Annotated in this window: 13 protein-coding genes; 9 read left to right on the top strand and 4 right to left on the bottom strand. The window is 46.3% G+C overall.

Going from position 1 to position 17,712, the window contains the following annotated elements:
* Nucleotides 1-353: 353 nt before the first annotated feature.
* Nucleotides 354-1,610 (bottom strand): ABC transporter substrate-binding protein, encoded by a 1,257-nt coding sequence (locus ACFQNF_RS08350; RefSeq protein WP_380187545.1) that lies wholly within the window; start codon nt 1,608-1,610, stop codon nt 354-356.
* Nucleotides 1,611-1,959: 349 nt separating this feature from the next.
* On the opposite strand from ACFQNF_RS08350, the gene ACFQNF_RS08345 reads away from it, so the two are divergent.
* From ACFQNF_RS08345 to ACFQNF_RS08330, 4 genes are all read left to right on the top strand, one after another.
* Nucleotides 1,960-3,207, top strand: a complete 1,248-nt coding sequence (locus tag ACFQNF_RS08345; RefSeq protein WP_380187544.1) for an ABC transporter substrate-binding protein — start codon at nt 1,960-1,962, stop codon at nt 3,205-3,207.
* 307 nt (nt 3,208-3,514) lie between these two features.
* Nucleotides 3,515-4,429 (top strand): carbohydrate ABC transporter permease, encoded by a 915-nt coding sequence (locus ACFQNF_RS08340; protein ID WP_380187543.1) that lies wholly within the window; start codon nt 3,515-3,517, stop codon nt 4,427-4,429.
* 223 nt (nt 4,430-4,652) lie between these two features.
* Complete coding sequence (locus ACFQNF_RS08335) at nt 4,653-5,483, top strand: carbohydrate ABC transporter permease (protein ID WP_380187542.1); 831 nt, start codon at nt 4,653-4,655, stop codon at nt 5,481-5,483.
* 164 nt (nt 5,484-5,647) lie between these two features.
* Nucleotides 5,648-6,772 (top strand): ABC transporter ATP-binding protein, encoded by a 1,125-nt coding sequence (locus ACFQNF_RS08330; protein WP_380187541.1) that lies wholly within the window; start codon nt 5,648-5,650, stop codon nt 6,770-6,772.
* A 192-nt stretch (nt 6,773-6,964) separates the two neighbouring features.
* Here ACFQNF_RS08330 and ACFQNF_RS08325 read toward each other — a convergent pair whose 3' ends face one another.
* Nucleotides 6,965-8,545, bottom strand: coding sequence for a DUF3369 domain-containing protein (locus ACFQNF_RS08325; RefSeq protein ID WP_380187540.1), 1,581 nt, complete (start codon nt 8,543-8,545; stop codon nt 6,965-6,967).
* Nucleotides 8,546-8,865: 320 nt separating this feature from the next.
* Between ACFQNF_RS08325 and argS the strand changes: the two genes are divergently transcribed.
* Together argS and ACFQNF_RS08315 are read left to right on the top strand one after the other, a co-directional pair.
* A complete protein-coding gene (argS, locus tag ACFQNF_RS08320; protein ID WP_380187539.1) occupies nt 8,866-10,581 on the top strand; it encodes an arginine--tRNA ligase in 1,716 nt (571 codons plus the stop codon).
* A gap of 263 nt (nt 10,582-10,844) precedes the next feature.
* The gene (locus ACFQNF_RS08315; protein WP_380187538.1) at nt 10,845-11,396 is read left to right on the top strand and encodes a porin; all 552 of its coding nucleotides are present in this window, start codon (nt 10,845-10,847) and stop codon (nt 11,394-11,396) included.
* Nucleotides 11,397-11,469: 73 nt separating this feature from the next.
* Here the strand turns inward: ACFQNF_RS08315 and ACFQNF_RS08310 are convergent, their stop codons facing one another.
* Complete coding sequence (locus tag ACFQNF_RS08310; RefSeq protein ID WP_046350621.1) at nt 11,470-11,748, bottom strand: peptidylprolyl isomerase; 279 nt, start codon at nt 11,746-11,748, stop codon at nt 11,470-11,472.
* Nucleotides 11,749-11,970: 222 nt separating this feature from the next.
* On the opposite strand from ACFQNF_RS08310, the gene ACFQNF_RS08305 reads away from it, so the two are divergent.
* The 3 genes from ACFQNF_RS08305 to ACFQNF_RS08295 all read left to right on the top strand — a co-directional run bounded on the left by ACFQNF_RS08305 (nt 11,971) and on the right by ACFQNF_RS08295 (nt 15,294).
* The gene (locus ACFQNF_RS08305; RefSeq protein WP_380187537.1) at nt 11,971-12,318 is read left to right on the top strand and encodes a YkgJ family cysteine cluster protein; all 348 of its coding nucleotides are present in this window, start codon (nt 11,971-11,973) and stop codon (nt 12,316-12,318) included.
* A gap of 116 nt (nt 12,319-12,434) precedes the next feature.
* Nucleotides 12,435-14,747 carry a bifunctional diguanylate cyclase/phosphodiesterase gene (locus ACFQNF_RS08300; protein WP_380187536.1) on the top strand — a complete coding sequence of 771 codons (2,313 nt, stop codon included), beginning with the start codon at nt 12,435-12,437 and terminating at the stop codon, nt 14,745-14,747.
* A gap of 46 nt (nt 14,748-14,793) precedes the next feature.
* The gene (locus tag ACFQNF_RS08295) at nt 14,794-15,294 is read left to right on the top strand and encodes a GNAT family N-acetyltransferase (protein ID WP_380187535.1); all 501 of its coding nucleotides are present in this window, start codon (nt 14,794-14,796) and stop codon (nt 15,292-15,294) included.
* Nucleotides 15,295-15,338: 44 nt separating this feature from the next.
* On the opposite strand, the gene tkt is transcribed toward ACFQNF_RS08295, so the two are convergent.
* Nucleotides 15,339-17,333, bottom strand: a complete 1,995-nt coding sequence (gene tkt, locus ACFQNF_RS08290) for a transketolase (RefSeq protein WP_380187534.1) — start codon at nt 17,331-17,333, stop codon at nt 15,339-15,341.
* Nucleotides 17,334-17,712: the final 379 nt, after the last annotated feature.

The raw sequence follows: 17,712 nt of genomic DNA, 5'->3' as shown, positions 1-17,712 counted from the left end.
CCCGCGGGGACTCACTTTCTTGAACGGCCAAGAAAGTAAGCAAAGAAGGCCGCCTCGAACAGCACGAAGGCCCCTCACTGCGGATAATCGCCTCGGCGAAAAAGGCTGCTCGCTCGCTGCCTCGCTACCCCTTTTCCGAAACCCCGAGCCGCTTATTCCTCGCTTCGGCGTGCTTCAGGGGGGATTTAAGCCCCGCGCTATGAGTCGCGATATAAATGTATTTTACTGAGCTTGAAACGACTCAAAACCTAAAAAACGGCTCAATTCAAAATAGGTTTTCTCCGTGAAACTCCGTGTCCTCGGTGTTCTCCGTGGTTCAAGATTTGGGTTTTCGCTATTTAACATTTTGCTAATCAAATATCTTTTTCCCCAGCTCCTAAGGCGCGGACGATGCCTGCCATTCGGCGTTGTGCCTCGCTGGTGGGCATTTGGCTATCCATAAAATAGCGATGAACTTGGGCTACGATGGCGTCTTTTAAGGCTTCATCAGAGGCCATTCGATGAGTAAGGCTAGGTGCTTGCACCATGCCGCCTTTTACAAAGGTTTGCCATGAAGAACGAGAGCAGCTATCCATCTGGCGAATATCGGCATCGCGCCGCACGGGCACCGATCCTTTAATCCGGTTATAGCCTGCTTGCACGGGAGCGGAAACAATCAGCTGGGCCAGTTTTTCCTGCGCATCCTGCCGCGAGTAATTCCCCGCAAACATCACCAGCGTATCAATGCTATAGAGATGCATATCCGCCGTTCCCGGCACCGCCACACAGCCAAAATCCACATCGGTCGCCAAGCCCCATGCGTTTAGCTCACCCTTTACCCAGTCCCCCATCATCATCATGGCAGCTTCATCTTTTGCCAGCATTTTAGCGGTCTGTGTCCAAGATTTCTCAGCCACAGGATCAGGCATATAGCGGCGCAAAGCGCGCAGCCGCTCTAAGGCTCTACCTAAACGCGGATCGAAAAAAGCATTGGCACGGCGGCGCACAAATAGATCTCGATAATAAGCGGGGCCGCCTTCGCTCAGTACCAAGCTTTCAAACAAAGTAGCCACCTGCCAAGGCTCGCCACTTTGCGCGAGCGGGATAAAGCCCGCGCGTTTTATTTTATCTGCTGCCCGCTCAAACTCTGGCCAATTTTGTGGCGGCTGCAAGCCCAATTGTTTGAAAATATTCTGGTTATAAAACAAGGTATTGATACGGTGCACGCCTAATGGTGCAGCAATTACATGGCCGCGTAGCCGAACCGAGGCATAGGGTGTGGGCAAAATCGAAGCGCCCCATTTGGCTTGCTTAGCCACACCATCTAGCTCGAGTAACAATCCCAAATCGCCCCATTCGGCAATGGCTGGGCCAATGAGCTGAGCCGCTTGCGGTGCTTTATCAGAAAGTACGCGGCTTTTTAATACCTTCATCGCGCCCAAGCCAGATCCGCCAGGAATCGCTGCATCTTTCCACTCCAAGCCTTCTTTTTCTAAGCGTGAGACTAAGAAATCAGCAGCTCGACGCTCAGATGCAGAGGTCCACCAGTGCAGCACCTCAAGCGTTTCGGCACGTACCGGCAAGGCCAGCAACAGTACGCATACCGCAGCGTTAATGAAAACAATCAGCAAAATCTGAGACCTATAGGGAGGATGCAGCGGACTATAACGTAAGCTATCTTGCTTATTTGTAAAAAAATGTTGCTTGCCCCCATTTATTTTGCAAGAGCAAAACATATGAACAAGTAGCGGCGTATTGATCAAAACCAAACCCTGTGCATATTTACATGTAAAGAAATGTAACATGCCCACTCACTCAAAATCACACAAATTCAATACAAATCAAAGACTTAATAAAAATACAACGGCATAAATGTGCGATTTTGTGTCACCTTTTCAGGGGTGCTATTGTGATTTTTCCGCGAATAAAGCGTACAAAAAATAGCGCTAAATGCGGTCAACCCTGAGGAGAGTCACCACAATGAGTACACTTGCACGAAGCGCCGTCTTGGCCGCCTTACTCGCAGCCGGTACAGCACAAGCTGGCACACTGACCATCGAATCATGGCGCGTTGATGATAAAGCGCTATGGGAAGAAGTGCTATTGCCTGCGTTCAATAAAAAGAACCCTAGCATTCAGGTTAAATTTGCTCCGACTACCCCTACAGAGTATGACTCTAGCCTGACTGCACGTCTGGCTGGTGGCACAGCAGGGGACCTAATTACTTGTCGCCCATTTGACGTGTCACTTGCTAACTATAAAAAAGGCAGCTTAGAAAAACTTGATGGCAAAGCAGGCATGGAAAACTTCCCAGCGTCCGCCAAAGTGGCATGGCAAACAGATGATGGCAAAGATGCCTTCTGCATGCCAATGGCCTCGGTGATTCACGGCTTTTTCTACAACAAAAAAATCTTTAAAGAATTAGGTCTAAATCCACCTAAGACGGCTGATGAATTTCTAAAAGTCAGCGAAGCCATCAAAAAAGGCGGCAAATATACGCCTATCGCTCTAGGCACAGCGGATCAATGGGAAGCCAATCAAATTGTCTTCACCAGCGTAGGTGCACCTTACTGGAAAGGCGAGGCTGGCCGTAAAGCGCTGATCTCCGGCAAAGCAAAATTCACCGATCCACAATTTGTGGCCGCTTGGGATGCCATGAGCAAATGGACGCCTTATTTGTCTAAAGGCGCTTCTGCCCAAACCTATGCAGACAGCCAAAATTTATTTGCCATGGGTAAAGCCGCCATCTACCCAACTGGCTCTTGGGATATTGCTTATTTCAATAAAGAAGCCAGCTTTGAATTTGGCGCATTCCCACCTCCTGTCGCAAAAGCAGGGGACAAATGTGGGATTTCTGATCACACCGACATCGGTATGGGCGTGAACAGCAAATCCAAAAATAAAGAAGACGCTTATAAATTCTTGGCTTGGCTTTCTTCCCAGGAATTTGCTGACCTTTACACCAATAAAGTAACCGGTTTCTTTAGCCTGTCTAACCACCTGATCACCGTTAAAGATCCAGTGGCAAAACAAATGCTGGAATGGCGTAAGAGCTGCGGTTCGACCATCCGCCTGAACGCGCAAATCTTAAACCGTGGCGAGCCTTCAATGGAAAACCAGCTGTGGAACGTTAACAGTCAAGTATTGAACGGCAAGCTGGCACCCAAAGATGCCGCCGCTCAAGTACAAGCTGGCTTTGCTAAGTGGTACAAACCGCAGCAAAAGTAATCGTTCAGGCGAGTTACACCCCAATCCTATCAACTTAAGGGGCATTTGTAGGTTGGGTTAGCAGGCTTTATCGCGTAACCCAACATTCTGTTTACGCTTAAGTGTTGGGTTACGCAGGTTCATCCGCCCTTAAAACTAGGCGAATATACCTGCTAACCCAACCTACAAAAGCATCATTTTTCGATGGTTTTTGACGTTGACAGGATTGGCTTACAACCCACCTATTAAGTCTTTTCCTCTTTCACACTCGACTGTGGATCTTGGTCGGCGGCGAATCGCTGCCGACATTTTTTTGCGGAGGCGCGCCATGCAGCGCAAAGTTCCTTGGCATATTCTGGTGTTTCTTGCCCCAGCTCTGCTGATCTATTCCGTATTTAGCGCCCTACCCCTGCTCGATACTTTACGACTGAGCTTTTTCACCACCAGTGAAAGCGGTCATCAAACATTTACTGGCCTTGCCAATTACCACACTATTTTATTTGATCCAGATTGGTCACATGCGTTTTGGAATGCCATGTGGAACAACTGTAAATTCTTTGTTCTGCATTTATTAATCCAAAATCCAATTGGCTTATTGCTCGCCACCTTGCTCAGCCTAAAAAGCTTAAAAGGCGCCAAAACCTACCGCACGCTGATTTTCTTGCCCACCCTGTTATCGGTGGTGATTATTGGATTTATCTGGCAGCTGATTCTTTCGCCGCTGTGGGGCGTGGGTGAAAAGCTCATGGGCTTTGCGGGATTGGCCGATTACTTTGCGCCATTTTTAGGTGATGAAGGCTCGGCGCTGATTACGCTGGCGATGATCTCAGTCTGGCAGTTTGTCGGCATTCCAATGATGCTGATTTACGCCGCGCTCTTGGCCGTGCCTGAAGATATCGTCGAAGCAGCCCATGTGGAAGGCGCAAGCAGCCTGCGTATTTTTTGGGAAATCAAACTACCGCTGATTCTGCCCACACTGGGGCTTGTCACCATCCTAACTTTTGTTGGCAACTTTAATGCGTTTGATTTGATTTACTCGGTGAAAGGCGCGATTGCTGGGCCAAATTACAGTACGGATATCTTAGGCACGCTGTTTTACCGCACCTTCTTTGGCTACCAAAGCCAAATAGGCAGCCCCACCATGGGCGCAGCGGTCGCCACCATGATGTTCCTCGTGATTTTAAGCGGCGTAGGTGCTTATTTCTTCTTTATCCAACGCAAGTTACAACGGTTTGAGCTGTAAATATTGTTACGACAAGAACTTTAGCGTCACCTTGCAATAGCGCTAAGTCTTAAACCACAGAGGAAAAGGAGAGCACAGAGAACACAGAGAAAATCAAGCGTGTATGTCCTTCTCTGTGAAACTCTGTGTCCTCGGTGTTCTCTGTGGTTCAAGGTTTAACACACTTGACCTGATTGAGTGCTTTCTAGGTTTTGTGAACGAATTGAATAAAAGTGAGAACACCATGAAAAAAATCAAAGCGGCTGGCTTGGTCGTGCAGCTCACGCTACTCTGCTACACCCTACTGGCCCTGTTTCCGATTGTGCTGATTTTAATTAACTCGGTCAAAACCCGCGCAGGGATTTTTGATGATCCGCTAGCACTGCCCAATAGCGACACCTTTTCGCTGATTGGCTTTCACAAGGTTTTGGCCAAGTCTGATTTCCTGCTTTATTTTGGCAACAGCCTGACTGTGACGCTGATTTCACTGACGCTGATTTTACTATTTGGTGCGATGGCAGCCTGGGCTTTGTCCGAATATAAATTTCGCGGCAATCGACTGTTGGCGCTGTTTTTAGCCATCGGCATTATGGTGCCGATCCGCCTTGGCACGGTGTCGATTCTGGAGCTAATTGTTAAGCTAGATTTAATCAACACCCTTACCGCGCTGGTGCTGGTTTATACCGCCCAAGGCTTGCCGCTGGCAGTAATGATACTTAGCGAATTTATTGCGCAGGTACCTAAGGAGCTAAAAGAAGCGGCACGTTGCGATGGAGTGGGCGAATTTAAAATATTCTTCCAAATCATCCTGCCACTCATTCGCCCTGCCGTGGCAACCGTGGCGGTATTCACCATGATTCCAGTTTGGAACGATCTGTGGTTCCCGCTGATTTTAGCGCCAGACGATTCCACCAAAACGGTCACGCTTGGTGTGCAACAGTTTATTGGCCAATACGTTACCGACTGGAACGCCGTGCTGGCCTCCCTCAGCCTTGCCGTGATTCCGGTGCTGATTATGTATGTGATTTTCTCAAGGCAGTTGATACGCGGCCTGACCTCCGGCGCGGTGAAGTAACCATTTCATCCCAAAACCCTAAAACCTGTAGACACAAAGCCCACAGAGATACAAAACAGCCCACAGAGAAAACCAAGAAAAAAACAATTAATGCTTTTCTCTGTGTGCTCTGTGTTCTCACCGCTCTCTGTGTCTACAGATTTTTTACCCGATTGGAAAACATCATGGCAACTGTAAAACTCAATCATTTAAGCAAGTCCTACGACAATAAAACTCAGATTTTGACCGATATTAATCTGGATATTAAACACGGTGAATTTGTGGTTTTGGTTGGCCCTTCGGGCTGTGGTAAATCCACCCTGCTACGCATGCTCTCTGGCCTAGAAAGCATTAGCGGCGGCGAGATGTTGATCGATGAAAAGGTGGTCAATGATTTGCCCCCTGCCGAGCGCGGTATTGCAATGGTGTTTCAGAGCTACGCGCTTTATCCACATATGAATGTGTATAAAAACATGGCTTTTGGCCTGCGTGTGGCTGGGGAAAACAAGGCCGCGATTGAAAAACGTATTCTTCACGCCGCTGGCATTTTAAAAATCGACCATCTACTCGATCGCCTACCGCGTGAATTATCCGGTGGCCAGCGTCAGCGCGTCGCCATTGGCCGCGCCATTGTGCGTGAACCTAAGCTGTTTTTATTCGATGAGCCGCTGTCTAATCTGGATGCCTCACTTCGGGTACAAACCCGTTTAGAAATCGCTAAATTACACCGTAGCCTGAATGCCACCATCGTTTATGTGACCCATGATCAAGTCGAAGCGATGACGCTGGGGGACAAAATTGTGGTGATGAGCGATTGTAAAATCCAGCAAGCAGGCACTCCGCTGGAGCTGTATCAGCAGCCCGCCAATCTATTTGTAGCCACCTTTATTGGTTCGCCAAAAATGAATTTAATCGAAGGCAAAGTGCTCAATGCGACAGCCAACGATGTCAGCATCCAGCTCAGCACCGGCGACACTATTCTGGCCGAAGTCGATGGCAGTAGCGCCAAGGCGGGTGATTTAGTCAATGTCGGTATTCGCGCCGAGCACCTTGCCGAAGATCAGCGCTTTAACGAGCGCTTTAGCGGCACGGTGAGCATTGTCGAGCATTTGGGCGAAGCGAATTATGTTTATCTCACCCTGAACAACGGCCAAGATATTGTGGTGCGCGGTGATGGTGATCGGGAAGTACATATTGGTGAGCGATTAGAAGTCTCAGCGCCTGCGGCAGCTTTTCATGTCTTCAACCAAGACGGCATCGCCTTAAAACGCCTGAGGCCGGGCAATATGAGCACATCAAAAACCAAGTAACTTGATTTAGAGCGGCTGTTACGCAACGAAAATCCAAATCTTGAACCCGCGATGCCACAGAGAACACGGAGTTTCACGGAGAAAACCTTATTTTGGGTATGTTTTTCTCCGTGGCTCTCCGTGTTCTCCCTTTCCTCCGTGGTTTAAGATTTGGGTTGTATGCTGGAGTGACATTTCTAGCCCAGCGGGCTGCTAGGGATCTTGCAATAAATCCAAAGGCAGCAGGCCCTCTGCCACTACCTCATCCAAAGCCGCCACAATCTGCGGATCAAACTGAGTACCAGAGCGCTCCCGCACATAGGCCATCGTTTCCTCCATCGTCCACGGCTCTTTATAGGGCCGCTTATGCAGCAACGCATCAAATACATCGACGAGCGCTACAATCCGAGCCGAAAGTGGAATTTCATCTCCCTTAATCCCCAGCGGGTAGCCATTGCCATCAAAGTGCTCGTGGTGGCCGCCGGCAATTTCAGCCCCCAGCGATAAATAAGTGGTGCCTTCAACCAAGGCCACCGTTCTGGCTAAAATGGCCGCGCCCATTGGAGAGTGCTGATTCATAATCTCGCGCTCTTCCTGTGTCAGCTTACCCGGCTTAAACAAAATATGATCCGGCGTACCTACCTTGCCCACATCGTGCAAAATACTGGCCATGCCCACCATTTCCATAAAGGCATTATCCATTAGCTCGGGAAAGGCATTTTTGGCTTTTAGCCTTACAGCAATGGCATCAGTGAGTTTTTGCACTCTTAATACATGATCCCCAGTGGTCTGATCGCGAAACTCGCCCAGATCAGCCAGCGCCATCACCGTCGCCTCTTGCGAGCGGCGCAATTGCTGGTAAAGATAAAGATTATCCATTGCAGCCGAAATCCGTTCACAGAAGATATCAAGTAGATTTCTATCCACCGCTTCCAAAGGCCAAGGCGGCGAGAAATGCACGACAAAGTCGTAGCTATTGCGCCCGGCAATATATAAAACTTCATAAGGATAATCAGATTGGCTGCATTTAGATTTTAATGCGGCATTCAGCGCAATTAATAAGCGGCTATCTTCGGGCAGGGAATGGCCGTCAAGGAGCGTAGTAAACGGGCCGGTTGCCGCTAAAACTTCAAAGCTTTGCTGATTATTTTTAGACTGGGCGCAAAGCATGCCGTACTCGCCCAAATTTAGAATAGCCCCAACCTGATTTAACACACCCGATGCAAATTCTTTTAAGGAATGTAATTGATAAAGATTAGTGGCCCCTTCCAGTATTTTGGCGAGGCCCTGGCTGCTTTTTTCTAAGGCATATAAGCTTTCAAAGCTACGTAAAGAAGCAACCACGGTCGTAAATATTTTATTAGCAACAAGCTCTGTTTTGGTTTTGTAATCATTAATATCGTATTCAAGCACCACCTGCTGCTCAGGCGCATGACCCGGCTGGCCAGTACGTAAAACAATGCGTACCAGCTGATTGCCTAATTCATCACGAATGCGCCGCACCAAGCGTAAGCCCGCGTCGTCGGTCTCCATGACTACATCCAGAATCGCCAGAGCAATATCATGGTGCTCGGCTAATTTATCAAAACCTTCCTGCCCAGAATACGCATGCAGAATTTCTAAACTACGGCCTTTAAATACAATATTTTTTAGCGCCAGAATAGTGGCACGGTGAACATCAGGCTCATCATCAACAATCAGCAGCTTCCAAGGCTGACGCACAAGCGCAGCAGAGGCGGATAATTCGTCCTCATCATCCTCCAGCATCCAATTTTCATCATGATCCAGTGCCATTAATATTTCCCTGATAGCAGCATCGACTTATATTTATTTTAAGAATAGAGCGCATAACAAGCATTGCCAAGCCTTGATCGCAGGGCTTAGGAATAAACCCACAGCCCTATCCATGAGCCTTGCATATAAAACACTGTAACCCACTGAACCGGGCTTGCATCTAAGCAAAATTAATTACAAAACCAGCCCGTTAAGCCCGCTCTTTAAGCCATAAAACAAGGAGCGCCACTCAGGCAAAGCGCAGGCAATGATGACATCTACGTCCGCTAGCCTTTAGATTGCGATTACAATAGTGATTAAATTCATACCGAGTCCCCATCATGGCTGTTCACCCATTACTTACTTCCCGTTTTGCTGCCGCGCTGGCCCAAGTTGGCGCTCCTGATGCTTCCCCCAATGTGCAGGTTGCATCCAAACCAGAGTTTGGCGATTACCAGGCAAATGGCATTATGGGTGCGGCCAAAGCCTTAAAAATGAATCCACGCGCCTTGGCCGAACAAGTGCTGGCCTGTGTTGATCTGTCAGGCATTGCCGACAAACTGGAAATCGCCGGCCCCGGCTTTATTAATATCACCCTTAATAATGAGTTTCTGGCGCAAACGCTAAGCACCCAGCAGGCCGATGCTCAGCTTGGCACGGGTGTGGCTAAAACAGAAACCGTGGTGATTGATTATTCCTCGCCAAATCTCGCCAAAGAAATGCATGTGGGCCATTTGCGCTCCAGCATTATTGGCGATTCGCTGACACGCATTTACAGCTATCTGGGCCATAACGTCATTCGCCAGAATCACGTTGGTGATTGGGGCACGCAATTTGGCATGCTGACCGCCTATATGCTGGAAAACGAAAATCAAAGCTCGGAGTTAGAGCTAGGCGATTTGGAAGGCTTCTACCGCGCCGCCAAAGTGCGTTTTGATGCCGATCCGGCTTTTGCTGATTTATCCCGCGAGTATGTAGTGAAGCTGCAATCGGGCGACACAAAAGTACGCGAGCTATGGCAACGCTTTTTAAATATTTCAATGAAGCATTGCGAAGATGTTTATCAAAAACTTGGCCTGTTACTGACCCGCGATGATGTAAAAGGCGAATCCTCTTATAACGATGATTTGCCTGTTGTAATTGATGATCTGCGCGCCAAAGGTTTGCTGACGACAAGCCAGGGTGCACAAGTGGTGTTCCTTGAAGAGTTCCGCAATAAAGACGGCGATGCAGCCGCCTTTATTGTACAAAAGCAAGGCGGTGGTTTTCTTTATTCCACATCCGATTTAGCTACAGCCCGCTATCGCACTGGTGTGCTGGGTGCAAGCCGCATTCTCTATGTAGTCGATGCCCGTCAGGGGCTGCACTTTCAGCAGCTGTTTACCGTAGCCCGCAAAGCAGGCTTTGTGCCCGCAGACACCCACATGGAACACGTCGCCTTTGGCACCATGATGGGCGACGATGGCAAGCCATTCAAAACCCGCAGTGGCGAGCTGATCAAGCTGGTGGATTTACTCTCCGAAGCGGAAAGCCGCGCCTTTGATTTGGTCAGCAGCAAAAATCCAAATATGGATGAAACCACTCGCCACCATATTGCCCACGCGGTAGGCATTGCTGCGGTGAAATACTCAGATCTATCCAAGCACCGCACCAGCGATTATGTCTTCGACTGGAACAGCATGCTCAGCTTTGAAGGCAATACCGCACCGTATCTGCAATATGCCTACACGCGTATCGCCAGCATCTTCCGTCAGGCGGGTGATGTGCCCGCCAACGCAAAAATCGAGTTGATTGAACCCGCCGAGCACGCACTCGCACTCACCTTGGTACAGTTTCCAGATACGCTGCAACAGGCCGCAAACGACACCTGCCCGCATGTTTTATGCAGCTACCTCTACACCCTCGCCACCCGCTTCTCACGCTTTTACGACGCTTGCCCTGTGCTTAAAGCCGAAGGTGAGATTCGCAGCAGCCGCTTAGCGCTGTGCCAAGCCGCCGCAAAAACCATGCAGACCGGTCTGGATTTATTGGGAATTGAAGTGCTGCAAGAGATGTAAATTTACGTTTTTGCACCAGAAAAAATATAAACGCCACTTTATTATAAATAGAGTGGCGTTTTTTATTTATACCAATTGAATATTAAAAAACTGATTAGGTAATTCATCACAAAAAATATTCCCGCCAAACCATGGAAATATTTACGCCTTAACCAATAAAGTTAATGCTAATATTCGCATCCAATTTGTAAGAAAATTCCGAATGCATAAGTAATTTCACTTGCATCATAATTTATCTCTTTAATACTTCTTTGTAGAAAAAAATGAAAAAAAATATTCTTGCTTCTTTAGTTTTATCCGCTCTAATTGCATCACCAGTATTTGCTGAAGGTTTTTACATTGGCGCAGATGTAGGTAGCAGCAACATGTCCGTAGATGTAAACAACCAAAACCTAGACAAAAACAACACGGCATGGGGTATCAACGGCGGTTATAAGTTTTCTCCATATCTGGCTGCAGAATTAGGTTACCGTGATTTTGGTAAAACAGAAGAAAACTACTACGGCGTTGTTAATGCATCTGTTAAAGCAAATGCAGTACAAGCATCTGTATTGGCTTCTTACCCATTCAACGACGCATTTAGCGTATTTGGCCGCCTAGGTGTTGCAAGTATCAAAGTGACTGCAGAAGTAAATGCGGATGTAATCGCTTACTCACAATCTAAAGAAGAAACTGAAACCAAAGCATTGTTTGGTATTGGCGCTCAATACGCATTCAATAAAAATTTCAGCTTGCGTGCTGAATACAATCAATATGCAAAAATTGAAGATGTAAAATTATCAACATTCACTGTTGGTGCAAACTACAGTTTCTAAAAATATATTAATTTATTTTTAGAAAAAAAAAGCGCACTCCAAACAGAGTGCGCTTTTTTAAAGCCATCGATAATTAGCCGCGGCTATTTACGATCAGCAGGTGATAACCAAATTGCGTTTTTACTGGGCCTTGAACTTCGTTCAATGGCGCGCTGAAAACAACTTTATCAAATTCTGGCACCATCATGCCCGGGCCGAACGATCCCAAGTCACCGCCTTGAGCAGAAGAAGGGCAGCTAGAATGCTTCTTAGCCACGGCAGCAAAATCAGCACCGGCCAGAATTTCTTGCTTCAATTCTTCACATTTGGCTTCGCTGCTTACTAAAAGGTGGCTTGCTGTGGCTTGTACCATTTCTAAAACTCCAAAAGATGATGCTGTTGCAGCATCATTAAAAAGCGCCAAAGCGCATGCGTTAAGAGGCAATATGCTGCCTTTACGGCCAATTTCAAGTTCAAAAAGCTAAAAAATCGCTAAAGCTAGCTCAAGCAACAGATTAGCGGCAGCGCTTTTACCGTACAGAGAAGCAAAGTGCCATAAAATAAGCGGCCTTCGCCCAAAAACATAGCCCCCTCAATGAATAGTCAAAAAATCCGTTTTTTCCGTCAACGCATTCCGTCTTTCGAATGCATTCCGGGCTGCCATGATTGCTGCGGCCCCGTCACCACCTCCAGCGAAGAAATGTCGCGTCTGCCACGCAAAAGTGCCGTTGAGCAAGCGGCAGCCATGGAAAACCTGAGTTGCCCGCACTTAGGTGACCAAGGCTGTACGGTGTATCTGGAACGCCCCTTGATTTGCCGGCTGTTTGGCACCACACCAACACTCGCCTGCCCGCACGGTAAACGGCCCGAGCTGATGATTGATGAAACCATTGAAAAACAAATCCACCAGTTTTTTAAAGAAACACGCCAGGTACTGGTGTAATTGATCCGCAAGCGGATTCAAGCTTGTAAAGACATAGCAGATTGCCTAAGTAAACACTATGCTGACATAGACCCTATCTGAGGATTTGTGTTTTGATAAGCAAGCTGCGAATTAAAGTGTTGCGTTTACTCGGTGCCACCTTATTGCTTACCGTCAGTGTTGGCTCGTACTTTTCTTATCAAATTCTTGCAGAAAAATTCACTGAATTCGAAAAAAAGAGCATTAGCAGCAACCTAGATGCTGCTGATTTACTTATCAATGAACAATTACAAACGCTTAAGAAATTTGCAGGTGATTATGCAATCTGGGATGACAGCTACACCTTTATGCAGACGGGAGATCAAAAATACATCGACTCAACCTACACCTACGAAGTAATTAATAATGTAGGTTGTGATTTTATATTTTTAATTCACCCCAATAAGAAAATTGCTTTATCAGTGATAAGTAGTGACTTCCTGGATTTAGATAAAGGAAAAGTCATTATCAGTACCCAAAGTACAGTAGCAGATCAGCTATTAAATGACCTGCGTTTTAATATAAATAAAGAATACCCACATTCAGCCATTTACTTTATCAATAAACAAGTTTTCATTCTGGCAAGCTCGCCTATCGTAAAAAGCAATGGGAGCGGGCCGGCAAATGGTATTGTATTAATGGGCAGAAAAATAAGTGCAGAAAGGCTGAATCACTTACAAAAATTAAGCCAAGTTCCATTCAATATTCTACCTATAGCAGGCATTGGAGAAGAAATATCTTTCCAAGATCATCAATATCATGCCATTCGTGTTAGCAAAAGCACGCCTCCTTTTTCATTGCATATTGACGGTATCCGACCATTATACAAAGAAGGAAAATTTGCATATATTTTGATTATTATTAATTTATTTTCTGTCTGGGCAATCTCGCTGCTTTTAGTGATGTTTGGCTTAGGCCACCTTATTATCAAGCGCATTACTTTTTATAGCCAGAAACTACACCGAATGAGCTTAGGAGAGCAATCTGATGGCCGGCTACAACACTCAGGCACAGATGAAATCGACTTTCTCGCATTATCTGTTAATGAATTACTCGATGAAATAGAAAATCAGCATCAAAAACTCATCAGAGATGCGCTATATGACCCGCTTACTTCATTAGGCAACCGCAGCCGTTTAAGTGAACAATTAAAATTATCATTAAGCCTACTACGTAGGAAAACCATTCAATCCTTTTGCTTATTATTAATTGATCTGGATGGTTTTAAAATGATCAATGATGTTCATGGGCACCCGGCAGGCGATCAATTGCTCATTGTATTATCTAAGCGAATTTTAAACACCATCAGAGAGTGTGATTGCGCGGTGCGATTGGGAGGGGATGAGTTTGCCATTTTGCTGATTAACCCCCAAAGCATCTTTATGGCAGAGCAAGTAACTGAAAGAATTCGTGTGCAACTTGCTTTACCCATTGAATATGGTCATAAAACACTACGTGTATCTGCCAGTATTGGCCTTGTTTACTTAGAAGATGATTTTCCCGCAGATATACAGCCTGAAAATTTATTAAAAAAAGCTGACATTGCTATGTACCAGGCCAAACAAGCCGGACGAGACCAAGTAATCGTATTTGATGAGCAAATGGAGTATTTACTCAATGACTATGAAAAACTGGAACTCGATTTAAAATCCAGCATCGACAACGAGCAAATTGATGTTTCTTTCCAGCCTATTTTAACAGCAGATGGCAAAAACCTAGAATCTTTAGAAGTATTAGGCCGTTGGTTTCACCCCAAACTGGGGTTGATTAATCCGGATCGTTTTATTCCTATTGCAGAAAATGCCCGCCTTATTCGCCGTTATACTTTAGGTGTACTCAAAAAAGCATGTTTGGTTGCGAAAATGGAATTCGGCATTTACCCAGACTTACGATTATCTGTCAACATCAGCGTTCAAGAAATGCTTGAAGATGATTTTTTTAATGATTTACATGAAGTTCTTTTAGAAACAGACTACCCGCCTCATTTATTAAACTTAGAAATCACTGAATCGCTCTTTGTCAAAAATGAATCAGAGCTAGCCAAGCCCATGCAGCAGTGCAATGAGCTTGGTATTAAATTTCATATTGATGATTTTGGCTCTGCTTATTCTTCTATAGCCCGCTTACACACTTTACCTATTGATGTATTAAAAATTGATAAAGCATTTATTAAACGAATTGGAGAAGGTGGAGAAGAACTTATCCGCGCGGTAATTGAAATGGCACATAGTTTAAAAATGAAAGTCATTTGTGAAGGCGTAGAAACCACAGAGCAAGCACTATGCATTATTGAGCTGGGTGGTGATTATATTCAAGGTTATTTATATTCAAAGCCTATGGCTATTTCTGAGCTGTCAATGTGGTTACACAAATTAAACTACAATGAAACACGTGAGAAAATTATTCCTTGATTAAAAATAGAGGTAATATATATAAAAACCTATAGTAGAATACTCTATGACTCACTTCAATACAGCCAGACTTAAGCTGCGTACCATCACTACCAATGATGCCGCTTTCTATTTACAACTCATTAATGAGCCATCCTGGCATCAGTATATTGGTGATAGAGGAATTCGTACTTTAGAAGAAGCACAAAAAGCAATTGTGAATGGCCCACTTGATATGCAAACCCGTCTTGGATTTAGCCTTTATTTAGCTGAACTCAGCGAAACAGGAGAGCCAATAGGGCTTTGTGGTTTATTAAAGCGAAACTATCTGGAATACCCAGATCTAGGCTATGCTTTTTTACCTCAGTACTGGAAGCAGGGCTTCGCGAATGAGGCCGCAAGTGGCGTACTTAAATACGCAAAAGAAGTATTAAATCTTACCCAAATTCTTGCCACAACAGATACAGATAATCAGCCTTCGATGCAATTACTACAAAAACTTGGGTTTAGTTTTTCAAAAAAAATAATGCTCGATAAAGAACTGAATCTTTTCTCCTTGGATCTATAAAAAAACGGGCACGAATGCCCGTTTTTTTATTACGCTAAAATCAATTAAGCAATGATTGCTTTTGCCTTAGCCACTACATTTTCTACCGTAAAGCCAAAGTGCTTAAACAACAAGCCAGCCGGAGCGGATTCACCAAAAGTATCCATACCCACAACATCGCCTTCTAAGCCAACATATTTGCGCCAGAAGTCTGAAGTACCTGCTTCAATGGCTAAACGCACTACGCCACGCGGTAATACGGCGGCTTTGTACGCTGCATCTTGCCCATCAAATACATTGGTCGATGGCATAGAGACCACGCGAGCAGCAATGCCCTCTGCGGCCAAGGCTTCAGCGGCTTTTACCGCCAGCTCAACTTCAGAGCCGGTTGCAATCAAGATAACCGCTGGATTAGCGACGTCTTTTAATACATAGCCGCCTTTCTTGATATTGGCGATGGTGGCTTCATCACGCGCCATAAACATTAAGTTTTGACGACTAAAGATCAAGGATGAAGGGGTCGATTTTTGCTCAATTGCGTGAGCCCAAGCCACCATCGATTCTACGGTATCGCATGGACGCCATACATGGTGATTAGGGATGCAACGCAGGGTTTGCAATTGCTCTACCGGCTGATGCGTTGGGCCATCTTCACCCAAACCGATCGAATCGTGGGTGTAAACGAAGAGGTTGTTGGTCTTCATTAGCGAGGCCATACGCAGCGCATTGAGTGCGTATTCGCAGAACATCAGGAAGGTTGCGCCATAAGGGCGGAAACCACCGTGCAGCACCACACCGTTCATAATGGCGCTCATACCAAATTCACGCACGCCGTAGCTGATATGGTTACCGATCAGCTCGTTGCCTTCACGCTTCAGTGAAACGCAGCCTTTCCAGTTGGTCAGGTTAGAGCCGGTTAAATCAGCCGAGCCGCCTAAGAGTTCTGGCACTTGCGGTGCATAGGCATTCAGCGCGTTTTGTGATGCTTTACGTGAGGCAATGGTTTCTGCCTTGGTGTTGGCGTCGCTAATCGCAGCTTTTACTACATCTTGCCAATTAGCTGGCAATTCATTGCTCATACGGCGTTTGAATTCTGCTGCTTCCGCTGGATAGGCTGCTGCGTACTTAGCAAACAAGACATCCCAATCCGATTCTAAACGCGCGCCAGATTCTTTTTTGTCCCAGCCTGCGTAAACATCAGCAGGGATTTCAAACGGGCCATAGTTCCAGCCAATGGCTGCGCGCGTTGCTGCAATTTCAGCATCGCCAAGTGGCGCGCCGTGGCAATCGTGGCTGGCCGCTTTGTTTGGCGAGCCTTTACCAATAATCGTTTTGCAGCAGATTAGTGTTGGTTTATCTGTTACTGCTTTAGCGGCAACGATAGCTGCATCCAGCGCATCTACATCGTGGCCGTCTACAGAAATCACATGCCAGTTGTAAGCTTCAAAACGCTTAGGGGTATCGTCGGTAAACCAGCCTTCTACATGGCCATCGATAGAGATACCGTTGTCGTCCCAGAATGCAATCAGCTTGCCCAAGCCCCATGTGCCAGCCAAAGCGCAGGCTTCGTGGCTAATGCCTTCCATCAAGCAACCATCGCCGAGAAATACATAGGTGTGGTGATCAACGATATCCAGACCCGGCTTGTTAAAATCGCGAGCCAGTAGTTTTTCTGCCAGCGCAAAACCTACCGCATTAGTAATACCTTGGCCCAGCGGGCCGGTCGTAGTTTCTACGCCAGGGGTGTAATGCAGCTCTGGGTGGCCGGGAGTTTTGGAGTGAAACTGACGAAATGCTTTAAGATCATCCATAGATACATCGTAGCCAGTCAGGTGCAGTAAGGCGTATTGCAACATCGAGCCATGCCCGTTAGATAAGATAAAACGGTCGCGATCAGCCCAATGTGGATTCACCGGGTTAAAGCGCATGTGGTTGCCCCACAGCGACAAACCAATTTCCGCCATACCCATCGGCATGCCTGGATGGCCTGAATTAGCCTTCTGAACTGCATCCATTGCTAAAGCGCGGATTGCATTTGCTAGATCGTTACGCGTTGCCATATCTTTTCCTTGTGTGCATTAAGCCAATCATCATCAAGTCTTTTTATGGCGCCGATACCATAAGGCAGAAGCGCCAAGCCTAAATCGCTGCCCCCATTATCACTGAGGGACTGTGTTTGCAACAATATCAAAATACCAGATCATTTTTAACACGAGATAACGCGGATAGCGTTGAGCTGGCTCAAAGTGATAAGGCGGGCTTTCGCCCGCCTTATAATAAATTAAAACCCGTAGCTGTTTTCACTTAAAAATAAGATTACGCAGCGGTGAATTCATATTAATAAGTGCATAACTTCCCGAATAACGCGATTTTGTAGGTTGGGTTAGCGGTCTGCGTGCGAGGTTTACCTCGCTCAGCGATATTTCGCGTAACCCAACA

Origin of the sequence: Iodobacter arcticus (genome assembly GCF_042664895.1) — a bacterium.
GTDB classification, from domain to species: Bacteria; Pseudomonadota; Gammaproteobacteria; order Burkholderiales; family Chitinibacteraceae; genus Iodobacter; species Iodobacter arcticus.
The sequence above is the reverse complement of the archived record's forward strand: the minus strand, read 5'-3'. Positions and strand labels throughout refer to the sequence as shown.

Coding starts and splice junctions, on each gene's coding strand:
- ACFQNF_RS08340 (WP_380187543.1), top strand. CDS start 3,515: ATGCAGCGCAAAGTTCCTTGGCATATTCTGGTGTTTCTTGCCCCAGCT.
- argS (WP_380187539.1), top strand. CDS start 8,866: ATGGCTGTTCACCCATTACTTACTTCCCGTTTTGCTGCCGCGCTGGCC.
- ACFQNF_RS08305 (WP_380187537.1), top strand. CDS start 11,971: ATGAATAGTCAAAAAATCCGTTTTTTCCGTCAACGCATTCCGTCTTTC.
- ACFQNF_RS08295 (WP_380187535.1), top strand. CDS start 14,794: ATGACTCACTTCAATACAGCCAGACTTAAGCTGCGTACCATCACTACC.
- ACFQNF_RS08345 (WP_380187544.1), top strand. CDS start 1,960: ATGAGTACACTTGCACGAAGCGCCGTCTTGGCCGCCTTACTCGCAGCC.
- tkt (WP_380187534.1), bottom strand. CDS start 17,333: ATGGCAACGCGTAACGATCTAGCAAATGCAATCCGCGCTTTAGCAATG.
- ACFQNF_RS08315 (WP_380187538.1), top strand. CDS start 10,845: ATGAAAAAAAATATTCTTGCTTCTTTAGTTTTATCCGCTCTAATTGCA.
- ACFQNF_RS08335 (WP_380187542.1), top strand. CDS start 4,653: ATGAAAAAAATCAAAGCGGCTGGCTTGGTCGTGCAGCTCACGCTACTC.
- ACFQNF_RS08310 (WP_046350621.1), bottom strand. CDS start 11,748: ATGGTACAAGCCACAGCAAGCCACCTTTTAGTAAGCAGCGAAGCCAAA.
- ACFQNF_RS08330 (WP_380187541.1), top strand. CDS start 5,648: ATGGCAACTGTAAAACTCAATCATTTAAGCAAGTCCTACGACAATAAA.
- ACFQNF_RS08325 (WP_380187540.1), bottom strand. CDS start 8,545: ATGGCACTGGATCATGATGAAAATTGGATGCTGGAGGATGATGAGGAC.